The following is a 24318-nucleotide window of genomic DNA, read 5'->3' as shown; positions in this document are numbered from 1 at the left end:
ACACTTCTCACTTTGAATCCAAAGGTTGGCCATCATGGTCAACCTTTTTTGTATATCTTTCACCAAAAACCATCATCAATAGCTTTCCCCTATCGCAACAATACTCATCATCCATTAGCATTAATGAGAATTATTATCGATAATAAACTCATCGAAACAAACACGATTGAGTAATTATCATGAAAAAGACACTAACTTTCGCAGCACTGCATTTGACTATCGCATTTAGTGTCGCTTACGTACTCACAGGCGACATTTTAATTGGTAGTTTAATTGCCATGATTGAGCCTTCAGTGAACACCGTAGCCTTCTACTTTCATGAAAAGGCATGGGCAAAAGTCCCAGCACTTAAAGCTCGTCAGTGGATGACCAAATTAAAAACCGCAAGCTTTGCGACCGTGCACTTCAGCGTCGCTTTTACCGTGGTTTACTTACTAACAGGTGATGCATTTGTCGGCGGCGTAATGGCGATGCTAGAGCCGAGTTTGAATACGGTGGCTTACTACTTCCACGAGAAAGTATGGATGCGTAAATCATCAGCAAAAACTCCAGCACCGCAGTTTTGTTTACATCACCACGCTTAAACATGGAGGCTCACTACGTCTCCTAACGAGCCAAATGACATTTATCATTGACAAAGTTGCGCACCGCAATTAATTTAATTGCGGTGCGCAACTTTATTTTTAGAGGTAAGTGATAATGAACGCTCGTCAACTCCGACACTACTCCCGTCAAGCCGTCCGACTGCTTGGTATGCTCGATAAACAATGCGGCGATGTCGCTCTTACCCCGGTACAAGCGCACGCATTAGGTGAAATCCAATTGCAGCCATTGACCATCAACCAACTGGCGCAGCAGCTTAGTGTCGACAAGTCCAATGCAAGCCGCACCATTACTGGTTTGATTAAATTAGGTTTGGTTGAGAGCATCGAAAACCCGAAAGATAAACGAAGCCAACTCGTAGTGCTCACAATTCAAGGACAGCAGGCGTTAGCGCAACTAGACCAACAGCAAAACAGCTTTTTTGAGCAGTTGCTTACACAACTTGATGACTGTGAGCAAGAACAACTCAAACTTGGTCTAGAGACTTACCTAAAAGGGCTAACAAAAGTGTGTCAGGCTGAGGAATACGTTCTTCGACCTCTTACTAAAGCAGACAACCCGCAAGTCGCAGATGTGATTCGTAAAGTCTCTGCTGAATACGGCTTAACCGCAGACAAAGGTTATGGTGTGGCAGATCCAACGCTTGATGATATGTATTCGGTTTACAATCAATGCGGCGCCGCCTATTGGGTCATTGAACATCGCGGAGAGATCGTTGGTGGCGGTGGCTTTGCCCCTTTAGCTGGTGAGCCAAATGTGTGTGAGCTGCAAAAGATGTACTTCTTACCTCAAACACGAGGACACGGTTTAGCCAAACGCATCGTCGCATTGAGCTTACAACTGGCGAAACAGTTTGGGTATCAGCAGTGCTATTTAGAAACGACCGAATGTCTAAGAGAGGCGGTAGGCTTGTATGAAAAGCTAGGCTTTGAGCATCTCGATGCCCCGCTTGGACAAACAGGGCATGATGCATGTGAAGTCGTAATGCTTAAGGTACTGTAATAAAAAATATTATCAGACGTTAAAGCACAACATGGGTAACGCAAAGCTCCTGGCTCAATGCAACAGTGAAGTTTTGGCGTTGCCCATCCAATTCAACAGACAACTGATAGAGATCATTTGGATCAGGGTCATTAAGATCAGCATACTTTGGCGCTTCAATCTGGAATAAAGCGCTCGCATGCTCCGCTCGGACATCAATAGGGATATGGTAAGTCATGCCATTAAACTTTACCGCTGCTGACACTAGTCCTGGCGCAAATGTCTGGTAATACAAATCGACCTTAAATTCACACCCGCCACCATGGTGCCAAATTTGCTCGGTTGCCACGCGCTCTAAACGCACGTTGCGAATAAACTGCAAGTACGGCTCTTGCCACACGCCCAGTCGCTCATCACTTTTCTTATATTGATGTTCAGAAAGCGGGCACAGCTCTGGCTTATCCTCATCGAATAAAAGATCTTCTTCTTCCTCTAGGAACAATATCTCAAAGCGATTACGCCCCATTTGCATGTATGGGCGAATGTCTTTCTTATACACACTTTGCGAGCCATCACAATCAAACACAGCCACGCCGTTCAAACGTACCTCCGCATGGTAATCAACACCACCCATTACCATTTCCACTGCAGGAAATGCCATCATCGCCTCATCCACTTCAATGTCATGCATCAGGTGCCATTCTTGTTGACGGATCGCTTCCTCCGTCAATTCATCAGGCAGGACTAGACTTAAAGGGGCGGGAAAAGTGATGTCATCCTGTGGAATCGAGAGGTCCGTCAGTGGAGAGACTTGCCATAAACCGGCGAGTGAGAGTTGCATATACACCTTGCGCTAGATCAATTTTCACGCATTATAGGGAGAAATCCCCTATAAACTCAATGTGAATTATTTATCACCTCCACATTCATCTGTTGTTGGATGCCATTTTCAAGGTATAAAAAAACCAGCGTTAAACGCTGGTTTTTCTAAAAGAGGTGAGCTCTGATTACTCGTCGTCTTCATCTTCTTCAGGGTAAAGCGCATCTTCGCCTTCGTAGTACGTACCCCAACCGTCGTAGATGATGTCGTATTTTTCTGCCAAGTGAATCAGTTTTTCAACTTGCGCATCAATGGCTTCTGCGTCTAATGCTGATTCCATGGTTGCGTCACAGCAAAGCAACTTGTTGCCATCTTCATCTTCAGTTTCTTCCGCTTCAAGCACTTCAAAGCCCATCTTGAATGCTTCAACTACCGCTTTTTCTAGCGTGTCAAAATCTTCTGCAAACAGGTGGTGCTCGATTTCGTATAGCGAATCTGGATCGCTGCCATCTTCTAGCAATGCTGCAATGATATCGCGAGTCTCTTCCTTTTGAATCTCAATTAATTCTTCTACTGATAGATATTCATCTTCGTGAGACATGTTTTGGCTCCAGATTAGTTACTTGATAGAAACACTATACCCGATACTGAGTATGCTGATCCGGTGAAATATGGCATGGATTGCGATGAAAAGCCACAAACAAACATCATACCACCGCGATTCTTATCGGTTATTTGAATATAAATATTAAACCGACCATGCAAAGAAACAAAAAATTAACAAAAAATGGCATTTTTTAATATTCAGAACATCCTAACTGACACTTAATGCGGTTATTTTCTCTTTCTGTGCGTGTTTATGGCGCTTTCTTGAATACACTCACGTGTAAAACGAAGAAGCATAACGAATAAATTCACTTCAATAATGCATAATTTAGAATAAAAATGCACGTTTTATGCACTATGCATGTATTCTTTCTCAATGGGAAAATTAGAATAAAAACGCACGCTCTCCACATTTCACTAAATAGAATTAAAACCCAACCCAAGACTTAAGCAGCAAAACAGACAAAACTAAAATCTAAAAAATAACAAAAACTCAGAATATAGACAAAGTGTAGTGATTTGCATCTTTCTAGGAAGCTTGTCATAACTAACGGCTGGAAAATTTGTAAGGATACAAAATGAGCAAGCTGTACGTTGGATCAGAAGTTGGTCAACTTCGACGAGTTCTATTAAATCGCCCAGAGCGCGCCCTAACCCACTTAACTCCATCAAACTGTCATGAATTACTGTTTGATGATGTTCTTGCTGTAGAAGCGGCAGGTGAAGAGCACGATGCGTTCGCACGCACGCTACGCGATCAAGATGTAGAAGTGCTTCTCCTCCACGATTTACTGGTCGAAACCCTCGCCGTTCCAGAAGCAAAACAGTGGCTGCTAGATACTCAGATTTCTGACTTTCGTTACGGGCCAACCTTTGCGCGAGACCTGCGCCAATATTTTTCAGAAATGGATGATGAACACCTTGCCAGCATCTTTTTAGGTGGCTTAGCTTACTCAGAGCTGCCGATCACCTCATCTTCTATGCTGCCAAAAATGAAGCGTCCGCTGGATTTTGTTATTGAGCCGCTACCTAACCACCTATTTACGCGTGATACCTCATGCTGGGTTTATGGTGGTGTATCGCTCAACCCAATGATGATGCCTGCACGCCAACGTGAAACAAACCACTTACGTGCGATTTATCGTTGGCACCCAATTTTTGCTGGCCAAGACTTTATCAAATACTTCGGTGATGATGATCTGCATTACGATAACGCGAATGTCGAAGGCGGTGATGTGTTGGTTATCGGTAAAGGTGCGGTGCTTATTGGTATGTCTGAGCGCACGACCGCGCAAGGTGTAGAAAACCTTGCAGCGAGCCTGTTTAAGGCAGGACAAGCGACCGAAGTGATTGCGATTGATCTGCCTAAACACCGTTCATGCATGCATTTAGACACCGTTATGACCCATATGGATGTGGACACTTTCTCTGTTTACCCAGAGATCATGCGCAAAGATCTCGACACATGGCGCTTAACACCAAAAGGCAATGGTGAAATGCATGTTGAAGCATCTCATAACTACCTACATGCGATTGAATCTGCTCTTGGCTTAGATCAGCTGAAAATCATTACCACGGGTGGTGACAGTTATGAAGCTGAGCGCGAACAATGGAATGACGCCAATAACGTTCTTACCGTAAAACCGGGCGTTGTGATTGGTTACGAACGCAATGTATACACCAACGAAAAATACGACAAAGCTGGTATCAAAGTACTGACAGTCCCAGGTAACGAGCTTGGCCGTGGCCGTGGTGGCGCCCGCTGCATGAGCTGTCCGATAGAGCGAGACGATATATAACCAATTCGTCCTTTTACATTAAATGAATAAAAACTAAGGTTGATGTGAGTGCATCAACCTTTTTTAGTTTCACGAAAAAATAATTATTCACAAATAAAGCATTTATATGTTTTAATGCATTCTATTAATTCAATCACACGTACTAAGGGACGAGCTATGGCTTTCAATTTACGTAACCGCAACTTTTTGAAGCTATTGGATTTCTCAACCAAAGAAATCCAGTTCTTGCTCGAACTGTCTGCAGAGCTAAAAAAAGCAAAATATGCAGGAACAGAGCAGAAGACACTTCAAGGTAAAAACATTGCACTCATCTTTGAGAAATCTTCGACTCGTACCCGATGTGCGTTTGAAGTCGCAGCTTTTGATCAAGGCGCTCAAGTCTCTTACATCGGCCCTTCTGGTTCTCAGATTGGCCATAAAGAATCAATGAAAGACACCGCACGCGTACTTGGCCGCATGTATGATGGCATCGAATACCGCGGTTTTGGCCAATCCATTGTTGAAGAGCTTGGCACTTATGCTGGTGTTCCAGTGTGGAATGGTTTGACTGATGAGTTCCACCCTACCCAAATCCTTGCTGACTTCCTGACCATGCAAGAGCATGGCCGTGGTAAACAGCTGCATGAAATGATCTTCGCTTACCTAGGCGATGCACGCAACAATATGGGCAACTCGCTCATGGTGGGTGCTGCTAAAATGGGCATGGATATTCGCCTTGTCGCGCCAAAAGCGTTCTGGCCTGAAGAAGATCTGGTGGCAACTTGCCAAACTATCGCGCAGCAAACTGGTGCAAAAATCACATTAACTGAAAGCGTGGAGGAAGGTGTGAAAGGTTGTGATTTCCTATACACCGACGTTTGGGTGTCTATGGGTGAGTCTGCCGAGGCATGGGATGAACGTGTAGCGTTAATGACACCATATCAAATCAATATGGACGTGATTAAGCAAACGGGTAATCCACATGTGAAATTCATGCACTGCCTTCCTGCTTTCCACAATGATGAAACCACCGTCGGCAAAGAAGTCGCTGAAAAATACGGCATGAAAGGCCTTGAAGTAACAGAAGAGGTATTTGAGTCAGAATACTCCATCGTATTCGACGAAGCTGAAAACCGTATGCACACTATCAAAGCCGTGATGGTAGCAACATTAGGAAGCTAAACTAGCAAGCCAAAACAGCCGCTAAAAACCATGATGTAATCGCTTGCGCTCACGAAAGTTAAGCGTATAATGCTCGGCAATTTGTCTGAGGATTAAGAAATGACCAAGCTAATTGCCGACATGAAAACGCGATTTGCTCTAGCTAAGCGACTACGCTTACGTGGTGTTATTTTCGTTAATTCTATTGAATTTTAAAACCTCCCCATTTGGGGAGGTTTTTTTATGTCCAAAATTCCTTTCGGCAATTTGGATGTAGTCATCAATGTTATAGGGAAGAAGATCATGGCGAACTCGCTTTACCAGAAGCACATCATCTCTATTCCAGAGCTTTCACGTGAAGAACTGGAACTTATCGTAGAAACAGCAGGCAGCCTTAAAAAAGCACCTCGACCAGAACTGATTAAAAACAAAGTCGTTGCCAGTTGTTTCTTTGAACCATCAACACGTACACGTTTATCGTTTGAAACGGCGATTCAACGCATTGGTGGTGACGTGATTGGCTTTGATAATGATGGTAATACCTCTCTGGCGAAAAAAGGCGAAACACTCGCAGATTCAGTACAGGTCATCTCTTCTTACGTCGATGCCTTTGTGATGCGCCATCCACAAGAAGGCGCCGCTCGCTTGGCCTCTGAATTCTCAAATGGCGTGCCAGTGATCAACGCTGGTGACGGTGCAAACCAACACCCAACTCAAACGCTACTCGACCTATATACCATCGCGGAAACACAAGGTCGTCTAGACAACTTGAACGTCGCATTCGTCGGTGACCTAAAATATGGCCGCACGGTGCACTCACTGACTCAAGCATTAGCGAAGTTTAATAACATCCGCTTCTTCTTTGTTGCACCAGAAGCATTGGCAATGCCAGATTACATCTGCGAAGAGCTAGACGAAGCTGGCATTCAATATAGCCTACACACGGACATGGAGAGCGTGATTCCTGAACTGGATATTCTGTACATGACACGAGTACAGAAAGAACGTTTTGACGAATCGGAGTACGCGCACATTAAATCGGCGTATATTTTGACAGCTGCATTACTCGAAGGGGCGCGCGAAAATCTAAAAGTACTCCACCCACTACCACGTGTGGATGAAATCACAACCGATGTTGATAAAACGCCTCATGCTTACTTCTTCCAGCAAGCTCAAAATGGCGTATACGCTCGCCAAGCACTGTTGGCGCTTGTTCTAAACGAAACACTGTAATCGAGGAGAAAACCCATGGCTAAAGAAACTCAATTGCAGGTAGAAGCAATCAAAAATGGCACAGTCATCGACCACATCCCTGCGCAAATCGGCATCAAAGTATTAAGACTGTTCGATATGCACAATTCATCACAGCGCGTTACGATTGGTCTGAACTTGCCATCATCGGCACTCGGTCATAAAGATCTACTCAAAATCGAAAATGTGTTTATTAATGAAGAGCAAGCGAGCAAGTTGGCGCTGTATGCTCCTCACGCGACCGTGAACCAAATCGAAAACTATGAAGTGGTGAAAAAGCTCGCGTTAGAGCTTCCAGAGCGCATCAATGATGTCTTCGAATGCCCAAATTCAAACTGTATTTCTCACAATGAGCCAGTAGAAAGCAGCTTTAGCGTATTCGAAAAGAAACAAGAAATCCGCCTAAAGTGTAAGTACTGCGAGAAAGTGTTCTCACGTGAGATCGTAACCGAACGATAAACACACCGTACGACTGGGCGTGATACGTTTAAAATACCCCGCAATGCCGGGGTATTTTACTCTTTACCTACCACGGGTTTAGAGGCAAACTGAGAATCTTTATTCCCTACAACTGATGGAAAAATCAAATGACGAAAGTACTTCACACTGAATCTGCACCAGCAGCAATCGGTCCTTACGTTCAAGGCGTAGATCTAGGTAACATGGTTCTTACTTCAGGCCAAATCCCAGTAAACCCAGCGACAGGTGAAGTGTCTGCTGATATCGCAGAGCAAGCTCGTCAGTCTCTAGAAAACGTAAAGGCTGTGGTTGAATCTTCAGGCCTTAAAGTGTCAGATATCGTGAAGCTAACGGTTTTTGTTAAAGACCTAAACGACTTTGGCACGGTGAACGAAGTTTACGGCAAGTTCTTTGATGAGCACGGCGTAGCAAACTACCCTGCACGTTCTTGTGTAGAAGTGGCTCGCCTACCGAAAGATGTTGGTATCGAGATTGAAGCAATTGCAGTTCGCAAATAATTGCACTTGCTGACAAACATAAAAAAACGGGTAGCTCAGGCTACCCGTTTTTTATTGTCTTTTCGTGATGATATCGCAGTAAAACTTAAGCAGCATTACGCTGTTTGACTTCTTCATCTAACGATTCAAGCTTCTCTTTCATCTGTTCACGACAGATATTCGCTAGCTCGCGAATGCCCTCTTTACCATAGCCTTCAGTGCTGATTGGAGGTAGCATTTCAACAATCACATGACCATTGTTCCAACGGTTCAGCTTAATTTTATTCGTCGAGCTACATACGATAGGAATGATTGGCACGCCTGCTCCAATTGCTGCATGAAAAGCACCTGTTTTGAATGGCAGCAGACCACGCCCACGAGAACGCGTTCCCTCCGGGAACATCCACACCGAAACATCACTTTCTTTCATGCTGCTCACTACCTGATCGATAGTACCTTTTGCTTTCGAGCGATTCGCTCTGTCAATCAGAATGTTACCCGTAAGCCAGTAAAGCTGACCAAACAGTGGCATCCAAGCCAAGCTCTTTTTACCTACTGTCACAACTTTCGGAGTCACAGCAGCAGAAACAGTAAACATGTCCCAGTTGTTTTGGTGGTTAGCTATGTAAACATGTTGGCCGCGTGAATACGCATCTTCAGGGATACGCAGCTCTAACTTAATCCCAAATACACGAGACATCTTGGCAAACAAGCGGCCAAAAGTGAAAACGTGCTTAGGGTTTCGGGGGCTTAATAGGCAGTAACCACAACCACCAATAAACATAACAATCGCAAAGATAGCGACAGCAAATACACGTAACAGTGCAATCATTCTTGTTCTCCAGGAACCGGCTTTTGCCAGATACAGCTATTAATTTCTCTCTTTCCATAAAGGATAACTATGGTCATGAGAGTGATATAAAAAAGCCGAAACTCAGGTTTCGGCTCTCTTGATATCCAAGTTACCTGCGGTGCAGTTTAACTTGCCTCGCTCACTCGCTCAATATTTGCGCCAAGTGCAGCCAGTTTATTTTCGATTTTGTCGTAACCGCGGTCGATATGGTAAATACGATCAACGATGGTTTCGCCTTTAGCAATACAGCCCGCAATTACCAAACTAGCCGAAGCTCGTAGGTCGGTTGCCATGACTTGCGCACCACTTAATGACTCAACATCACCACAGATAACGGTGTTGCCTTCAATCTCGGCTTTCGCGCCCATACGCATGAGTTCTGGTACGTGCATAAAGCGGTTTTCAAAGATAGTCTCAGTGATCACGCCGCCGCCTTTCGCCATCATGTTTAGTAGCGTAAATTGCGCTTGCATATCGGTCGGGAAGCCTGGATGCGGCGCTGTACGTACACTCACTGCTTTCAGCTCGCGATCAGTCATATCAACTGAAATCCAATCTTCACCCGTTTCGACAAGCGCGCCAGCTTCTTCTAGCTTGGCTAAAACCGCTTCAAGCAAATGAGCGTTAGTATTACGACATACTACTTTACCGCCAGATACCGCAGCAGCGACAAGGAATGTTCCCGTCTCAATACGGTCGGCAACCACGTTGTGTTTACAACCACCTAGGCGCTCAACACCTTCAATCGTGATCGTATCTGTGCCTGCACCAGAAATTTTTGCACCAAGCTTATTTAGGAAATCCGCTGTATCTACAATTTCAGGTTCACGCGCCGCGTTGTCTAGCGTTGTAGTGCCTTCAGCAAGTGCTGCAGCACACATGATGGTGATCGTCGCGCCTACGCTGACTTTATCCATCACGATGTGCGCACCTTTTAGACGACCATCAACCTCAGCTTTAACGTAACCATCTTCAAGCGTAATCGTTGCGCCAAGCTGCTCTAGGCCAGAAATATGCAGATCTACAGGACGAGCACCGATAGCACAACCGCCAGGTAGAGAAACCTGACCTTGACCAAATCGCGCTACGAGCGGACCCAAAGCCCAAATAGAAGCACGCATGGTTTTCACCAAATCATACGGTGCGCAGTATTCAGTAATGCTACTTGGATCGACGTGAACAGAACCATTACGGCTTACTTTCGCGCCTAAACGCTTAAGCAGTTCCATGGTTGTATCGATATCACGAAGGTGTGGCACGTTTGCCACTTCTACAGGCTCTTCCGCCAAGATAGACGCAAATAAAATCGGCAGTGCTGCGTTTTTTGCACCGGAAATGGTCACTTCACCAACGAGTGGTTTATCTGACCCAATAACTCGAAACTTTTCCATCAATAAACCTTAAAGCGACATCAGTTTCTTATCACGAGCCCACTCTTCTGGTGTGAACGCTTTAATTGATAATGCGTGAATGTCGTTACGCTGGATGTATTCCATCAGAGGACCATAAATTAACTGCTGCTTCTTAACGCGGCTCATTCCATCGAAACAAGCATCAACAGCAACCACCTCATAGTGGCTACCTTCACCTTTTACATGCACTTCTTGAAGGTTTAGTGCTTCTTCTAATAACTGTTGTACTTTTGCGCTATCCACAATTTACCCCTGATAATTCTGTATGTGTTTGGCCACTAAAGATTCAACATTGCTCAGTTGAAACAAAGTGCGCAGTTGCGCCGGCACGAAACTGAGCATTATATGACAGTTTTGCTTTTTTGCATGCTCTAATAAGTGGATTAACATCACCATTCCTGCAGAGTCGACGCGCTCTATCTCTTTTAACGAGCATTCCAGCTCAGCTTGAGCTGGTTGCCATTGCTGAGCATACGCCCACAATGAGGGCACTGTATCTCTATCAAGTGCCCCTGTTAGCTTAAGAATGTTTTGATCTAATTGCCACTGAGCGGGAGTCTGGGCCATTATTTCTTCGCCTCAAAGCGAATCGGTTCCGCAGCTAATTTCTCTAGATCTTTCGCGACAGATAGAATGCCTTCTTGACGAATTTTGCTATTCCATTCTGACTGTTTGCTAGAGAGTAAACTGATGCCTTCCGCAATCATATCGAACGCTTCCCACTCACCAGATTTGTTGTCTTTACGCAATTTGAACTCAAGCTTGATGTTTGGACGCGGCGTATCGATGATATCAACTTTAATGCTGGTGATACGCTTAGAGTCATCAATGCTAGGCTCAGGACCAAATTCAATTTGTTGGTCACTGTATTGCGTTAGCACCTGTGCATATGAAGCAATTAAATACGCGCGAAATGCATCGATAAACTCAAGTACATCCTCACGTTTCGCTCCTTTTAGGTTTGGACCTAGGAGCTTTAGCCCAGCATAGCGGTAGTTGACGTAAGGCATTAGCTCTTCTTCAACAATCACCTTAAGTAAATCTGGGTCTTGTTTGATTTTCGGCTGCTCGGCTTTTAATCTTTCGAAAGTGACTTCAGCCACTTGCTTCATCATCTTATAAGGTTCAGTTTTATCCACTTCTGCTGCACTTGTACCAAACGCGCTAAACACAGCACAAACTGAAAGTAATAATCTCGCTAACATAGTTATTCCTTACTTGAATCGTCTGAACCACCTACGCTGTAAAGCACTTGACCAATTAAGTCTTCAAGCACGAGCGCTGATTTGGTGTCTTCGATGGTATCGCCATCGACCAGCATGACTTCATCGTCAAAAACAAAGCCTGGTACTAAACCAATGTATTGCTCACCAATCAAGCCAGACGTCAAAATTTGTACGCTCGACGTTTCTGGGAATTGATTGTATTTGCTATTGATCGATAGAGTTACAACAGGTAATAAGTTATCTGGGTTAAGCGAAATATTGCTTACCCGGCCAATCACAACCCCACCCACTTTTACTGGCGAGCGAACTTTTAAACTACCAATATTATCGAACTCAGCTTTGAGGGTGTAAGTATCACCAGAGCCAATGCTTTTTACGTCAGCAACTTGAAAAATCATCACAAGAATCGCGCAAATTCCCGCTAATACAAAGCTGCCAACCCATAATTCAGTTTTACGTGTTTGTTGCATGATTAATTCCCAAACATCAATGCGGTCAGTACAAAGTCTAGTCCTAGTACTGCTAAAGAAGAATGCACAACAGTGCGCGTAGTTGCTCGGCTGATCCCTTCCGAAGTTGGAATAGCATCATAACCATTAAATAGAGCGACCCAAGTAACCGTAATTGCAAACGCAAAGCACTTGATCATACTGTTACCAATATCCTGTCCTAGTTCAACTGAGGACTGCATCGCTGACCAAAAACTGCCATGGTCAACACCTTTCCAGTCAACACCAACAAGCTGGGCGCCCCAAATACCCACCGCCATGAAAATCATAGCCAGTAATGGCATTGAAATAGCACCAGCCCAAAAACGTGGCGCGATCACTCTTTTCAAAGGATCTACCGCCATCATTTCAAGGCTAGAGAGTTGCTCCGTCGCTTTCATCAAACCTATCTCTGCAGTTAACGCAGAGCCTGCACGACCAGCAAACAGAAGTGCAGTGACAACGGGCCCTAATTCACGTAGCAATGAGAGCGCCACCATTTGACCCAAACTGCCCTCTGCGCCGTAATCCACCAGCACAACATAGCCTTGTAGGCTCAAGACCATACCAATGAACAACCCAGATACGACGATAATCGCCAGAGACTGGACGCCTACGGAATAAAGTTGTTTAACGAGCAGAGGAAAGCTTTTGAGCGGTTGTGGCTTAGTAAACAGTGCCCCAATCAGCATGAAAGTCGCACGACCAAATGCTCCGCAGATGGAGAGCGTTCGTCTACCTAGTGAGGCGACAAAATGCATAAAGTTATCGACCATCAAATAAGTCCTTTTCGATACTTTGAGAAGGGAAGCGAAACGGTACAGGACCATCTGCATCACCTTGTAAGAACTGCTGAACGCGAGGGTCAGGATTCTGATTAAGCTCTTCTGGTGTGCCAAAAGCGATAATTTTGCCATCGGCCATCAGATAAACCCAATCGGCAATACTCATCACTTCAGGCACGTCGTGAGAAACGACTATAGAAGTTAAACCTAACGCTTGATTTAGATTACTAATGAGCTCAACCAAGACACCCATGGTGATTGGGTCTTGTCCGACAAATGGTTCATCATACATGATTAAATCAGGATCCAGGGCGATCGCACGCGCCAACGCAGCGCGTCTAGCCATGCCACCCGATAGCTCGCTCGGCATCAATTGTGCCGCGCCGCGTAGACCGACGGCTTCAAGCTTAAGCAACACCATGGTACGAATCAGCTCTTCAGATAAATTCGTATGCTCTCGCAATGGGAAGGCGACGTTATCAAAGACATTCAAATCAGTGAATAAAGCTCCTGATTGAAACAACATGCTCATTTTCTTTCGAGCATGGTAGAGTTTTTTACGCGAGAGAGAGGGAATATTGTCGCCATCAAACCAGATCTCTCCTTGCTCGGGATACAACTGACCACCAATTAAACGCAGTAGTGTTGTTTTACCAATTCCCGATGGTCCCATAATGGCCGTCACTTTGCCTTCAGGAACATGCAGATCAATACCATCAAAGATCTTGCGCTCTCCCCGTGAAAAAGTGAGGTTGTTCACGGTGACTAAATCGTTGTTCGACATATCATCTCTTCTACTGTCGGAGCGTTGCAACTCACGGCATCATCAACCAGACACACAACGGAGTTGAGTTTCACGTTTAATAAAGTAACGTCGGTACATTTATTAGGCTGCAATCATAAGCACATTGGCTTTGAATTTAAAGCACTGTTCAATTAAATAAAGTCGAGTATATACCTGCAATTTTTTGTGGATTACGATCAAATCAGCGCAAAGTGTTTAAATCCTAGACAAGAATTGCTGATTTAAATGAACGACATTTGCATACATTTTCGTTACTAACCTTTAATTTATTCGTCGTTTATCTTCCATTTTAGGCCGCAAAAGGTCAAAATTAGCGGTTATTCATTTTACTTATTTAATACTTAGGAATTCTCATGCTCGAAGCCGTAGCGTTGCTTATAGTCGGTCTTGTTTTGCTCGTATGGAGTGCAGATAAACTTGTTTTTGGTTCTGCAGCGATAGCCCGCAACGTCGGTATTTCACCTCTTGTCATCGGCATGACAATCCTTGCGATGGGCTCTTCTGCGCCAGAGATGATGGTTTCTGCAACCGCAGCCTGGGACGGAAAAACCGATACTGCAGTGGGTAACGTTTTAGGCTCAAACATCGCGAACATCGCGTTAATCCTAGGTATTACAGCACTCATCAAGCCTCTGTCGATTAGCTCCGCGGTCATCCGCCGGGAACTGCCATTAATGATTGCAGTAACAGTACTCGCCGGTATTCTGCTTTGGAATAGCCATCTCGGTTTTTATGAAGGTGTCTTATTGTTTGTACTCTTTGGGGCATTTTTATTTGCTATGTTGCAGATCAGCCGCAAAGAACAAAAATCAGGTGATGTTTTTCTTGATGACCAAGAGTCAGAGATCCCAGAAGGCGTCAGCAACCCTAAAGCGATCATGTGGGTGGTTATTGGCCTGATACTGCTTCCTTTGGCAGCAAGCATGCTAGTGGATAACGCGGTGATTATTGCAAAGTATTTTGGCATGAGCGATCTTGTCATCGGTCTGACTATCATTGCCATCGGTACTAGTCTACCTGAGCTCGCAGCATCGCTTGCTGGTGTTTTAAAAGGTGAAGACGACATGGCCGTCGGTAACATTATTGGCTCGAATGTGTTTAATATTCTGGCCGTTATGGGCATTCCTGGCATCATTAATCCATCGGTACTGAGTGAGTACGCGATGGGACGTGACTTCTGGGTCATGTTAGGCGTTTCACTGTTACTTGTCGCGATGTGTTTGGGTAAATCACGCAGTATTAACCGTATTGAAGGTGCAATCTTGTTTGCATGCTTCCTAGGTTATCAAGTGTACTTATTCGCAAACATGGCCGCTTAATTACCACGATAAATAAGTAGAGAACTGATATGTCCAATCAATTTGATTTTCGCGCTGCTGCTAAACAAGTTCTTGATATCGAAGTTGCTGCTCTGCAAGAGCTGGATACCTACTTTGATGATCAATTTGAGAAAGCGTGCGAACTGATCCTTTCCAACAGCGGCAAAGTAGTCGTTATGGGTATTGGCAAGTCAGGCCACATTGGTAACAAGATTGCTGCGACTCTGGCAAGCACGGGGACTTCTGCGTTTTTCGTTCACCCTGGCGAAGCTGCACATGGCGACTTGGGCATGATCAGCCCTGGAGATATTGTGCTCGCAATTTCTAACTCTGGTGAGTCAAACGAAATTCTGTCTCTATTTCCGGTATTAAAACGCCTGAACATCAAGATAATTAGCATGACAGGCAAGCCAGAATCCAATATGGCAAAACTGTCTGACTTGCACCTGCAAATCACGGTACCTCAAGAAGCTTGTCCACTAGGGTTGGCACCGACCAGCAGTACCACTGCCACATTAGTAATGGGAGACGCATTAGCCGTAGCCCTACTTCAAGCGCGTGGTTTTTCTGCCGAAGATTTTGCCTTGTCTCATCCAGGTGGCGCGTTAGGGAGAAAACTGCTGCTTAAGTTGTCTGATATTATGCACTTTGGAGAAGCGTTACCTAAAGTTTCTCCAAACGCATTGATTCGTGATGCCCTGCTTGAAATTTCAGAAAAAGGGCTAGGCATGACCGCTATCGTCGATGAACACGATGCTATGCTTGGTATATTCACCGATGGTGATTTACGTCGCACCTTAGACAAACGCATTGATATTCATACGACCGCGATTGGCGAAGTCATGACGACAAATCCAACCACAGCGCACCCTGATATGCTAGCGGTTGAAGGTTTGAACTTGATGCAGAATAAAAATATTAACGCTCTGATTTTATGTAAAGACGAAAAAATTGTGGGTGCACTGAACATGCACGATTTACTAAAAGCTGGCGTGATGTAATATCAGCACAAACATTTAAATCATTTATTACACAAATAAAGGCAATGGTCAGGGAAGTACTGAGCTAAACGATAGGCCTTCATTATATGAGTTTTACTCGCCTTATTTATTTGCTCTTGATCTTCGTTGTCGCATGGTGCGGTTATTACCTACTGACCCCAAAAGGCAACGACGCAATTCAAGTAGCACCAGATTCTGAACTGCCCATGTTCAGTGGTACTGGACTGGAAAACATCACCTATGGTGAAGATGGTGTCCGCAGTTACATCATCCGCTCTACGAACTTAGACCATTATGCTAAGAGTGGAGATACCATTTTTAATAACCCGACTTTGATGGTTTACCGTGAAGGTAGCGTCATTGAATGGAAGGTGACGGCCACAAGAGCCGTGTTAGATGAAGACCAAGTCTTAACGTTATATGACAAGGTCTTAATGCAAAATCTTCTGCCTGGTGCGAGCTTTGATACCATGGCAACAGACAAGTTAGTCATTAATCTAACCAATCGTGATTTTAAAGCCGATCAACAGGTCATGTTGGTTGGGCCACAATTTGAAACTACTGGAGGCGCAATGCAAGGCAACTTAAAGCAGCATACCGCAACTCTGACAGACGAAGTTCAAGGTCGATATGAAACCGTTACACCTTAGCCTACTGGCACTGGTATTGGCGGCGCCTCAAGCGCTGGCACTTAAGTCGGATACTCAACAACCGGTTTACATTAACTCTGACACCCAACAGGTGGATATGAAGAGTAACCAGGTTATCTTTAAAGGCGATGTATCTCTTAAGCAAGGTAGCATCAATATCGATGCTGATAGAATCGTGGTAACGCGCGATCCTAAAACCGAAGCCATCAAACAGATTCAAGCATTTGGTAAACCTGCCAAGTTTTCTCAGCTGATGGACGATGGTAAGACACTGAGTGGTCAAGCTGTGGAGCTGGATTACCGTATTTCTACAGACGAACTGACCATGAAAGGTCAAGCGCAACTGGCACAAGACAACAACACCATTAAAGGTTCTTCGATTCGTTACCAAATTGGTAAACAAAAGCTAGTCGCTGATAGCTCTAAGGAAGAGCGCGTTACGACCATTTTGCAACCCAATCAGATAGAGAACTAATATGGCAGTACTGAGTGCGAAAAACTTGGCGAAAAGCTACAAAAAGCGCAAAGTCGTAACCGATGTTAGCTTGGAAGTTGAATCTGGTCAGATTGTTGGGCTGCTAGGCCCAAACGGCGCAGGTAAAACCACCTCGTTTTATATGATTGTCGGCTTGGTGCCACGAGATGAGGGCACCATTACCATTGATGATAAAGACATCAGTATTCTGCCGATGCACAGTCGTTCGCGTCTCGGGATTGGCTACCTTCCGCAAGAAGCGTCGATTTTCCGTAAGCTGTCGGTGGAAGATAACATCATGGCCGTACTCGAAACTCGTCAAGAAATGACACGTGAAGAGCGCCAAGATAAGCTGGAAGATTTGTTGGAAGAATTCCACATTCAGCACATCAGAACCAGTGCGGGTATGGCACTATCGGGGGGTGAGCGACGCAGAGTGGAGATCGCTCGCGCTTTAGCAGCCAACCCTCAATTCATTTTGTTGGATGAACCTTTCGCTGGTGTTGACCCAATCTCGGTTAATGACATCAAGAAAATCATCGAGCATCTACGCGATCGCGGCCTCGGAGTGTTAATCACTGACCATAACGTGCGTGAAACACTGGACGTATGCGAAAAAGCCTATATCGTAAGCCAAGGGCACCTAATTGCATCGGGAACTCCGGCAGAAGTTCTCAATAATGAACAGGTGAAACAAGTTTATCTCGGCGAACAATTCCGTCTATGATTATATTAGGAACGGTAAGATTCTGAGCATTACAAGGTAAGTAACACTGAATGAAACCTTCATTACAACTCAAGCTAGGTCAACAGTTAGCCATGACGCCACAGTTGCAACAAGCGATTCGCTTACTGCAACTGTCGACACTCGATCTTCAACAGGAAATCCAAGAAGCCTTGGATTCAAACCCATTATTGGAAGTTGAAGAAGGCCAAGATGAGCCTCTAGCAAACGGTGAAGATAAATCAGCGGTCGAGGCTGCTGATAGCAACAGTGCTAACGAACCAGCAGACATTGACGTTCCAGACAGTTCAGACGTAATTGAGAAGTCAGAGATCAGCTCTGAACTTGAAATCGATACCACTTGGGATGACGTCTACAGCGCGAATACCGGTAGCACTGGCTTAGCTCTTGATGATGATATGCCCGTCTACCAAGGCGAAACCACGGAATCATTGCATGACTACCTAATGTGGCAGCTTGACCTGACACCATTCAGTGAAACCGATCGTACGATTGCATTAGCGATTATTGACGCTGTTGACGACTACGGTTACCTAACCCTATCTCCTGAAGAAATTCATGAGAGCTTCGATAACGAAGAGGTTGAGTTAGACGAAGTAGAAGCCGTTCGTAAACGTATTCAGCAGTTCGATCCGCTCGGTGTAGCATCACGCAACTTACAAGAGTGCCTACTGCTACAGCTAGCGACTTTCCCAGAAGACACACCGTGGCTTGCTGAAGCCAAAATGATTCTTGCGGATCATATTGATCACCTGGGGAACCGTGATTACAAGCTCGTCATCAAAGAGACTAAGCTGAAAGAAGCCGATCTCCGTGAAGTTCTCAAACTTATCCAGCAATTAGATCCTCGTCCCGGTAGCCGTATCACACCGGATGATACCGAGTACGTAATTCCAGATGTGTCCGTTTTTAAAGACAACGGCAAATGGACTGTTTCTATCAACCCAGATAGCGTTCCAAAATTAAAAGTTAATCAACAATATGCTCAATTAGGCAAAGGCAATAGCGCGGATAGCCAGTACATCCGCAGCAATTTGCAAGAGGCAAAATGGTTAATTAAGAGCTTAGAGAGTAGAAACGAGACGCTACTCAAAGTTGCAAGATGTATTGTTGAACATCAACAAGATTTCTTCGAGTATGGTGAGGAAGCCATGAAGCCAATGGTACTAAATGATGTAGCCTTGGCAGTGGACATGCATGAATCCACGATTTCTCGTGTAACAACACAAAAATTCATGCATACACCACGTGGCATTTTTGAATTGAAGTACTTCTTCTCTAGCCATGTTAGTACTGACAACGGCGGAGAATGTTCGTCAACAGCAATTCGCGCACTCATTAAAAAACTGGTCGCAGCAGAGAATACTGCTAAGCCATTGAGTGATAGCAAGATTGCTGCTCTTCTGGCTGACCAAGGGATTCAGGTCGCGAGACGTACGATAGCCAAATATCGAGAATCCTTGGGAATTGCCCCTTCAAGTCAGCGTAAACGCCTATTATAAGGCACTAACTGAAAAGGAAAGTCTATGCAAATCAATATTCAAGGCCATCACGTTGATCTTACCGATTCAATGCAAGACTATGTAAATTCTAAGTTTCAGAAGCTCGAAAGGTTCTTTGACCATATCAATCAAGTACATGTTGTACTAAAAGTTGAAAAAATCACTCAAATCGCGGAAGCTACGCTTCATATAAATCAAGGCGAAATCCACGCATCAGCTGATGACGAAAATATGTATGCCGCGATCGATTCGCTGGTAGATAAATTGGTTCGCCAACTCAATAAGCACAAAGAAAAACTAAACAGTCATTAATCATGCAACTGAGCGAAATACTGTCATTGGACTGCACCAAGAGTGCGGTCCACTGCACGAGTAAAAAACGCGCCCTTGAAATGATCAGCCGCATCGTGGCTGATCAAACGGGCCAAGATTCTACCGAACTGTTCGAGTGCATGCTCAACAGAGAGAAAATGGGCAGTACTGGTATCGGAAACGGTATTGCGATCCCACACGCTAGAATGCAATCGAGCGACAAGGCTATTGCTGTCTTGCTGCAATGTGATGAAGCAATTGAATTCGATGCGATTGATAATCGACCTGTCGACCTTCTTTTTGCGCTCCTTGTACCAGAAGAACAGTGCAAAGAGCACCTCAAGACTCTATCCTCTATGGCAGAACGTCTGAGCGATAAGCAAGTATTGAAACTACTGCGCAATGCTCAGAGTGATGAAGAACTTTACGACATCATGATTCACCAATAAGCAGGACGGACATCATGCGACTAATCGTGGTTAGCGGGCACTCAGGTGCCGGTAAGAGTATTGCGCTGCGCGTACTGGAAGACTTAGGTTATTACTGTGTTGATAACCTCCCAGTGAATTTGCTGGACGCATTTGTTCACTCTGTTGCTGACAGCAAGCAGAATGTTGCGGTAAGCATTGATATTCGCAATATCCCTAAAAAGCTAAAAGAACTGACTGGTACACTGGAGCAGTTGAAAACAGAGCTTGATGTGACCGTGCTTTTCTTGGACGCCAATAAGGAAACGCTACTCAAACGCTACAGCGAAACACGCCGAATCCACCCTTTATCTTTAGGTGGCACCTCTCTCTCCCTTGACCAAGCCATCGAGCGTGAGAAAGAAATTTTAACACCACTTAAAGCGCATGCCGATCTTGTACTGAACAGCAGTGGACAATCTTTGCATGAGTTGAGTGAAACCGTGCGTATGCGTGTTGAAGGCAGAGATCGCAAAGGGCTTGTTATGGTATTTGAGTCTTTTGGCTTCAAATATGGCCTGCCTTCCGATGCCGATTACGTATTCGACGTTCGCTTCTTGCCCAACCCACATTGGGAACCAGCGTTGCGCCCACTTACGGGTTTGGATGCCCCTATCGCCGCATTTTTGGAGCAGCACCAATCGGTGTTAAGTTTGAAATACCAAATTGAAAACTTTATAGAGAATTGGTTACCTCTGCTCGAGAAAAACAATCGCAGCTATTTGACCGTTGCAATAGGTTGTACCGGTGGTAAACACCGTTCGGTGTACTTAACTCAGCAAATCGGTGAGTACTTCGCCAATAAAGGACACCAAGTGCAAATTCGCCATACCTCACTAGAGAAAAACACTAAGGAGTAGCTGTGGAGTTAAGTCGTAAAGTATTGATTCAAAATCGCCTTGGCTTACATGCTCGCGCAGCCGTCAAACTGGTCGAACTGGCCCAGAGCTTTGAAGCGGTCATCACTATCGACAATGAAGAAGACAAAACCGCCACAGCAGACAGCGTAATGGGTTTATTAATGCTTGAGTCTGCTCAAGGACAGTACGTCACAATCCACGCTGCGGGTGAGCAAGCAGAAGAAGCACTGGATGCCGTTTGCCACTTAATCGAAGATAAATTTGATGAAGGCGAGTAATTTACTCGCTTTTTTATTACCTCTCACTCCCCTTCCCCTGACTGCGCCAATAAATAAATTTGCTTAGTATCATAAGTTGTTATTAAAAGGCGCCTAGAATTAAGTTATTATTCAACGCATTGTAAATATCAGGAATTGGGAGGAATGAATGGCAGAGCAAATTGAATTCGACCAAGCTCACCAAGCCCTCCAAGAAGTCACAGAAGCGCTAGAAAATGGCCGCTTCGTCCATGTTCGTCGTCAGTTACAGGACATGGAACCTGAGGATATAGCTCACCTTTTAGAAGCCTCTCCACGCAAAAGCCGTGAAGTTCTCTGGCAACTCACCGACCCTGAAGACTACGGTGAAATCCTCGACGAACTGAACGAAGACGTCAAAGATAGTCTCGTATCCAAAATGGCACCAGAAGCGCTTGCAGAAGCGACAGAAGGCATGGATACCGATGACGTGGCTTATGTACTGCGTAGCTTGCCAGACAACCTGTCACGCGAAGTCCTGTCGCAAATGGACTCCTCTGACCGTCTGCGTGTCGAAACCGCCCTGTCCTACCCAGAAGACACTGCAGGTGGGCTGATGAACACCGACGTTATCACGATTCGTGGTGACGTAGATGTGGACGTGGTTTTACGTTATCTGCGTATGAAAGGTGAACTACCCGAAGCAACGGATGCACTTTATGTCATTGATGAAGAAAGCAAACTGATTGGTGAACTACCCATTACTCTGCTGATCACGACCCAGCCTGATGTCAAAATTGTCGACATCATGGAAGATGCTGACGAAGCGATCACTGTCGATACCAGTGATTCAGATGTTGCTAGTCTGTTCGAACGTCGGAACTGGGTCTCTGCTCCTGTCGTAGACGAGAATCAGCATCTCGTTGGCCGTATCACTATCGATGACGTAGTTGACGTTATCCGTGAAGATGCCGAACACTCGATGATGAGTATGGCAGGTATGGACGATGACGAAGATACCTTCGCACCCGTTGTAAAATCAGCTCGCAAACGCAGTATCTGGCTTGGGGCTAATGTGTTGGCCGCACTCGCCGCCGCTTCTGTTTCTAACATGTTTGAAGCTACGCTAGACCAGATGGCTGCCATTGCCGTATTGATGACGATTGTTCCTTCCATGGGTGGTGTCGCTGGTAACCAAACCGTCGCACTAGTGATTCGTGGTCTTGCTCTTGGTCATATCGGTGACTCGAACAAACGAGAACTGTTGATGAAAGAAGCCTCGATCGGTTTACTCAACGGCATCATGTGGGCGCTGATTATTGGCGGCATTGTTGTCGCTTGGAAAGGTAACTGGATGCTAGGGGGAATCATTTCCGCCGCGATGCTGACTAACTTATTGGTCGCTGGGGTTGCCGGAGTAACGATTCCAATCCTCTTAAAGAAAATGAACATCGACCCAGCTTTAGCTGGTGGTATGGCGTTAACGACCGTAACGGATGTAATTGGTTTATCAGTATTCTTAGGGCTTGCCACAATACTGATTACCTAACTGCAAAAACTAAAAAGCCTGATGAACACATCAGGCTTTTTTAATTCTGAATTAGGAAAGCTTACTCACCCGCAACTTTCATCGCATCCAGTAAGATTGAACCCGTTTGAATTTGCGAGCGCGTTTCAACGTCGCTACCTACGGCAACAATCTTATTGAACATGTCTTTTAGATTACCAGCAATGGTAATTTCCGATACTGGGTATTGGATTTCGCCGTTCTCAACCCAAAAGCCTGCAGCACCGCGAGAGTAATCACCTGTTACCACGTTCACGCCTTGTCCCATCACTTCTGTCACTAGAAGACCAGTACCGAGCTCTTTAAGCATTTGTTCGAAGTTTTGGCCTGTCGACTTCACGTACCAGTTATGAATCCCACCAGCGTGACCTGTCGGCGCCATCTTCATTTTACGTGCGGCATAACTGGTTAACAGATAAGTTGCTAGCACACCGTCAGTAATGATCTCACGGTCTTGAGTATATACGCCTTCGCTATCGAATGGGCTTGACGCCAAACCACGTAATACATGTGGACGTTCCGAGATATTGAACCACTCAGGAAGCACTTGCTTACCAAGGTGATCAAGTAGAAAAGAAGATTTACGGTACAGGTTACCACCGCTGATCGCCATAACTAGGTGACCAATCAAGCCAGTTGCAACATCAGCGGCAAACATGATTGGGTATTTACCTGTCTTTAGGCGCTGCGCATCTAAGCGGTTAATCGTATTCTCTGCCGCCTTACGACCCACTGTTTCTGGTGTCCATAAGTCATCGCGATGACGTGCCACAGTGTAGCTGTAATCACGCTCCATTTCGCCATTTTGACCAACGCCAATAACACAACAGCTGGTACTGTGGCGGCTAGACGCATAGCTTGCTAATAAGCCATGGCTGTTACCATACACTTTTACACCGTAGTGGCTATCATAACTCGCGCCATCACTTTGCTTGATTGCACTGTCATAACTTAACGCTTCTTTTTCTGCGGCAATCGCCACATTGGCAGCATAGTCAGGATCTGGTGCGTCTGGGTGGAAAAGATCAAGCTCAGGGATCTCTTGCACCATGTATTCTTTGGCAGCGGGCCCTGCGAATGGATCTTCAGATGTGTAATGCGCAATATCCAGCGCCGCAATAACGGTTTGCTCGATAGCAGCTTCACTTAAATCAGACGTGGAAGCACTGCCTTTACGTTGACCTCGGTAAACGGTAATGCCCAGCGCACCATCGCTGTTGAACTCGACATTTTCTACCTCGCCCATGCGAGTAGATACACTTAAACCAGTGCTTTTGGTAATTGCGACTTCGGCGGCGTCAGATTTTGCCGATGCAAGCTTTAAGGCTCTTGCGACGGCTTGCTCTAGCTCGGTACGTTGCTCAGCAACCTGCTGTTTAATATCCATTGTCTTTCACATCTTGTCTTTGATGAACAATAGGATAACAAGAATTTCGCTTTCTCCCCACGATTCTTGTTA

Annotated in this window: 30 protein-coding genes; 19 read left to right on the top strand and 11 right to left on the bottom strand. The window is 45.2% G+C overall.

Translation table 11 applies throughout. The features are described 5' to 3' along the window. The first annotated feature begins 179 nt into the window (after positions 1–179). Both L3V30_RS20490 and L3V30_RS20485 read left to right on the top strand, forming a co-directional pair. Positions 180–584: a DUF2061 domain-containing protein gene (locus L3V30_RS20490; protein WP_237309681.1), complete on the top strand. Its 405-nt coding sequence runs from the start codon at positions 180–182 to the stop codon at positions 582–584. A gap of 115 nt (positions 585–699) precedes the next feature. Continuing rightward, a complete protein-coding gene (locus tag L3V30_RS20485; RefSeq protein WP_237309679.1) occupies positions 700–1605 on the top strand; it encodes a bifunctional helix-turn-helix transcriptional regulator/GNAT family N-acetyltransferase in 906 nt (301 codons plus the stop codon). A 19-nt stretch (positions 1606–1624) separates the two neighbouring features. Here the strand turns inward: L3V30_RS20485 and L3V30_RS20480 are convergent, their stop codons facing one another. Together L3V30_RS20480 and rraB are read right to left on the bottom strand one after the other, a co-directional pair. Beyond that, positions 1625–2425, bottom strand: coding sequence for a hypothetical protein (locus tag L3V30_RS20480; RefSeq protein WP_237309676.1), 801 nt, complete (start codon positions 2423–2425; stop codon positions 1625–1627). A 166-nt stretch (positions 2426–2591) separates the two neighbouring features. Beyond that, positions 2592–3005 (bottom strand): ribonuclease E inhibitor RraB, encoded by a 414-nt coding sequence (gene rraB, locus L3V30_RS20475; protein WP_005381081.1) that lies wholly within the window; start codon positions 3003–3005, stop codon positions 2592–2594. Positions 3006–3588: 583 nt separating this feature from the next. On the opposite strand from rraB, the gene arcA reads away from it, so the two are divergent. The 6 genes from arcA (at position 3589) to L3V30_RS20445 (ending at position 8177) form a co-directional block, all read left to right on the top strand. Beyond that, the gene (gene arcA, locus L3V30_RS20470; RefSeq protein ID WP_006742359.1) at positions 3589–4809 is read left to right on the top strand and encodes an arginine deiminase; all 1221 of its coding nucleotides are present in this window, start codon (positions 3589–3591) and stop codon (positions 4807–4809) included. Positions 4810–4965: 156 nt separating this feature from the next. Then, entirely contained in the window at positions 4966–5970 is a 1005-nt protein-coding gene (locus L3V30_RS20465) for an ornithine carbamoyltransferase (protein WP_237309675.1), read from the top strand. Positions 5971–6069: 99 nt separating this feature from the next. Next, positions 6070–6165: a hypothetical protein gene (locus tag L3V30_RS20460; protein WP_031780631.1), complete on the top strand. Its 96-nt coding sequence runs from the start codon at positions 6070–6072 to the stop codon at positions 6163–6165. Between the two features lie 87 nt (positions 6166–6252). Next, positions 6253–7182: an aspartate carbamoyltransferase gene (gene pyrB / locus L3V30_RS20455; RefSeq protein ID WP_005397473.1), complete on the top strand. Its 930-nt coding sequence runs from the start codon at positions 6253–6255 to the stop codon at positions 7180–7182. A 15-nt stretch (positions 7183–7197) separates the two neighbouring features. Continuing rightward, positions 7198–7659, top strand: a complete 462-nt coding sequence (gene pyrI / locus L3V30_RS20450; protein WP_005381086.1) for an aspartate carbamoyltransferase regulatory subunit — start codon at positions 7198–7200, stop codon at positions 7657–7659. A 128-nt stretch (positions 7660–7787) separates the two neighbouring features. Further along, positions 7788–8177 (top strand): RidA family protein, encoded by a 390-nt coding sequence (locus tag L3V30_RS20445; RefSeq protein ID WP_005381087.1) that lies wholly within the window; start codon positions 7788–7790, stop codon positions 8175–8177. Between the two features lie 85 nt (positions 8178–8262). Here the strand turns inward: L3V30_RS20445 and L3V30_RS20440 are convergent, their stop codons facing one another. The 8 genes from L3V30_RS20440 to mlaF form a co-directional block, all read right to left on the bottom strand. Then, positions 8263–8988 carry a 1-acylglycerol-3-phosphate O-acyltransferase gene (locus tag L3V30_RS20440; RefSeq protein ID WP_005381088.1) on the bottom strand — a complete coding sequence of 242 codons (726 nt, stop codon included), beginning with the start codon at positions 8986–8988 and terminating at the stop codon, positions 8263–8265. Between the two features lie 146 nt (positions 8989–9134). Beyond that, a complete protein-coding gene (gene murA / locus L3V30_RS20435; RefSeq protein WP_046873610.1) occupies positions 9135–10400 on the bottom strand; it encodes a UDP-N-acetylglucosamine 1-carboxyvinyltransferase in 1266 nt (421 codons plus the stop codon). Between the two features lie 9 nt (positions 10401–10409). Continuing rightward, complete coding sequence (gene ibaG, locus L3V30_RS20430) at positions 10410–10664, bottom strand: BolA family iron metabolism protein IbaG (protein WP_005396230.1); 255 nt, start codon at positions 10662–10664, stop codon at positions 10410–10412. 3 nt (positions 10665–10667) lie between these two features. Next, entirely contained in the window at positions 10668–10988 is a 321-nt protein-coding gene (locus tag L3V30_RS20425) for a lipid asymmetry maintenance protein MlaB (protein WP_005396231.1), read from the bottom strand. Further along, positions 10988–11626 (bottom strand): phospholipid-binding protein MlaC, encoded by a 639-nt coding sequence (gene mlaC, locus L3V30_RS20420; protein ID WP_046873609.1) that lies wholly within the window; start codon positions 11624–11626, stop codon positions 10988–10990. Before mlaC ends, L3V30_RS20425 begins: the two co-directional genes overlap by 1 nt. A 2-nt stretch (positions 11627–11628) precedes the next feature. Next, complete coding sequence (gene mlaD, locus L3V30_RS20415) at positions 11629–12117, bottom strand: outer membrane lipid asymmetry maintenance protein MlaD (protein ID WP_012841383.1); 489 nt, start codon at positions 12115–12117, stop codon at positions 11629–11631. Positions 12118–12119: 2 nt separating this feature from the next. Next, the gene (gene mlaE / locus L3V30_RS20410) at positions 12120–12911 is read right to left on the bottom strand and encodes a lipid asymmetry maintenance ABC transporter permease subunit MlaE (RefSeq protein WP_005396234.1); all 792 of its coding nucleotides are present in this window, start codon (positions 12909–12911) and stop codon (positions 12120–12122) included. Further along, complete coding sequence (gene mlaF / locus L3V30_RS20405; RefSeq protein WP_005396235.1) at positions 12901–13704, bottom strand: phospholipid ABC transporter ATP-binding protein MlaF; 804 nt, start codon at positions 13702–13704, stop codon at positions 12901–12903. The genes mlaE and mlaF overlap by 11 nt, the downstream gene beginning before the upstream one ends. A gap of 374 nt (positions 13705–14078) precedes the next feature. Here mlaF and L3V30_RS20400 point away from each other — a divergent pair, with 374 nt between their 5' ends. The 11 genes from L3V30_RS20400 to mgtE all read left to right on the top strand — a co-directional run bounded on the left by L3V30_RS20400 (position 14079) and on the right by mgtE (position 22841). Further along, positions 14079–15044 carry a calcium/sodium antiporter gene (locus tag L3V30_RS20400; RefSeq protein ID WP_005396236.1) on the top strand — a complete coding sequence of 322 codons (966 nt, stop codon included), beginning with the start codon at positions 14079–14081 and terminating at the stop codon, positions 15042–15044. Between the two features lie 29 nt (positions 15045–15073). After that, positions 15074–16045, top strand: coding sequence for an arabinose-5-phosphate isomerase KdsD (gene kdsD, locus L3V30_RS20395; RefSeq protein WP_005396237.1), 972 nt, complete (start codon positions 15074–15076; stop codon positions 16043–16045). An 86-nt stretch (positions 16046–16131) separates the two neighbouring features. Next, positions 16132–16695: an LPS export ABC transporter periplasmic protein LptC gene (gene lptC / locus L3V30_RS20390; protein WP_005396238.1), complete on the top strand. Its 564-nt coding sequence runs from the start codon at positions 16132–16134 to the stop codon at positions 16693–16695. Next, entirely contained in the window at positions 16676–17170 is a 495-nt protein-coding gene (lptA, locus tag L3V30_RS20385; RefSeq protein ID WP_005396239.1) for a lipopolysaccharide transport periplasmic protein LptA, read from the top strand. Before lptC ends, lptA begins: the two co-directional genes overlap by 20 nt. A 1-nt stretch (position 17171) precedes the next feature. Continuing rightward, positions 17172–17897, top strand: a complete 726-nt coding sequence (gene lptB, locus L3V30_RS20380; RefSeq protein WP_005396240.1) for an LPS export ABC transporter ATP-binding protein — start codon at positions 17172–17174, stop codon at positions 17895–17897. A gap of 50 nt (positions 17898–17947) precedes the next feature. Next, on the top strand, positions 17948–19417 hold the full coding sequence (locus tag L3V30_RS20375) for an RNA polymerase factor sigma-54 (RefSeq protein WP_074191853.1): 1470 nt from the start codon (positions 17948–17950) through the stop codon (positions 19415–19417). A 24-nt stretch (positions 19418–19441) separates the two neighbouring features. Further along, positions 19442–19729: a ribosome hibernation promoting factor gene (hpf, locus tag L3V30_RS20370; RefSeq protein ID WP_005381114.1), complete on the top strand. Its 288-nt coding sequence runs from the start codon at positions 19442–19444 to the stop codon at positions 19727–19729. 2 nt (positions 19730–19731) lie between these two features. Beyond that, complete coding sequence (gene ptsN / locus L3V30_RS20365) at positions 19732–20178, top strand: PTS IIA-like nitrogen regulatory protein PtsN (protein ID WP_005381116.1); 447 nt, start codon at positions 19732–19734, stop codon at positions 20176–20178. Between the two features lie 14 nt (positions 20179–20192). Continuing rightward, on the top strand, positions 20193–21056 hold the full coding sequence (gene rapZ / locus L3V30_RS20360; RefSeq protein ID WP_006742353.1) for an RNase adapter RapZ: 864 nt from the start codon (positions 20193–20195) through the stop codon (positions 21054–21056). 2 nt (positions 21057–21058) lie between these two features. Next, entirely contained in the window at positions 21059–21334 is a 276-nt protein-coding gene (locus tag L3V30_RS20355) for an HPr family phosphocarrier protein (RefSeq protein ID WP_005396244.1), read from the top strand. Positions 21335–21482: 148 nt separating this feature from the next. After that, positions 21483–22841, top strand: coding sequence for a magnesium transporter (gene mgtE, locus L3V30_RS20350; protein ID WP_006742352.1), 1359 nt, complete (start codon positions 21483–21485; stop codon positions 22839–22841). 61 nt (positions 22842–22902) lie between these two features. On the opposite strand, the gene pmbA is transcribed toward mgtE, so the two are convergent. Continuing rightward, a complete protein-coding gene (pmbA, locus tag L3V30_RS20345) occupies positions 22903–24246 on the bottom strand; it encodes a metalloprotease PmbA (protein ID WP_054868193.1) in 1344 nt (447 codons plus the stop codon). Positions 24247–24318 lie beyond the last annotated feature (72 nt).

The sequence above is a fragment of the Vibrio sp. A1-1 genome (assembly GCF_021728175.1).
In the GTDB taxonomy this organism is placed as follows: domain Bacteria; phylum Pseudomonadota; class Gammaproteobacteria; order Enterobacterales; family Vibrionaceae; genus Vibrio; species Vibrio diabolicus.
This window is presented reverse-complemented; position numbering and strand designations above follow the sequence as displayed.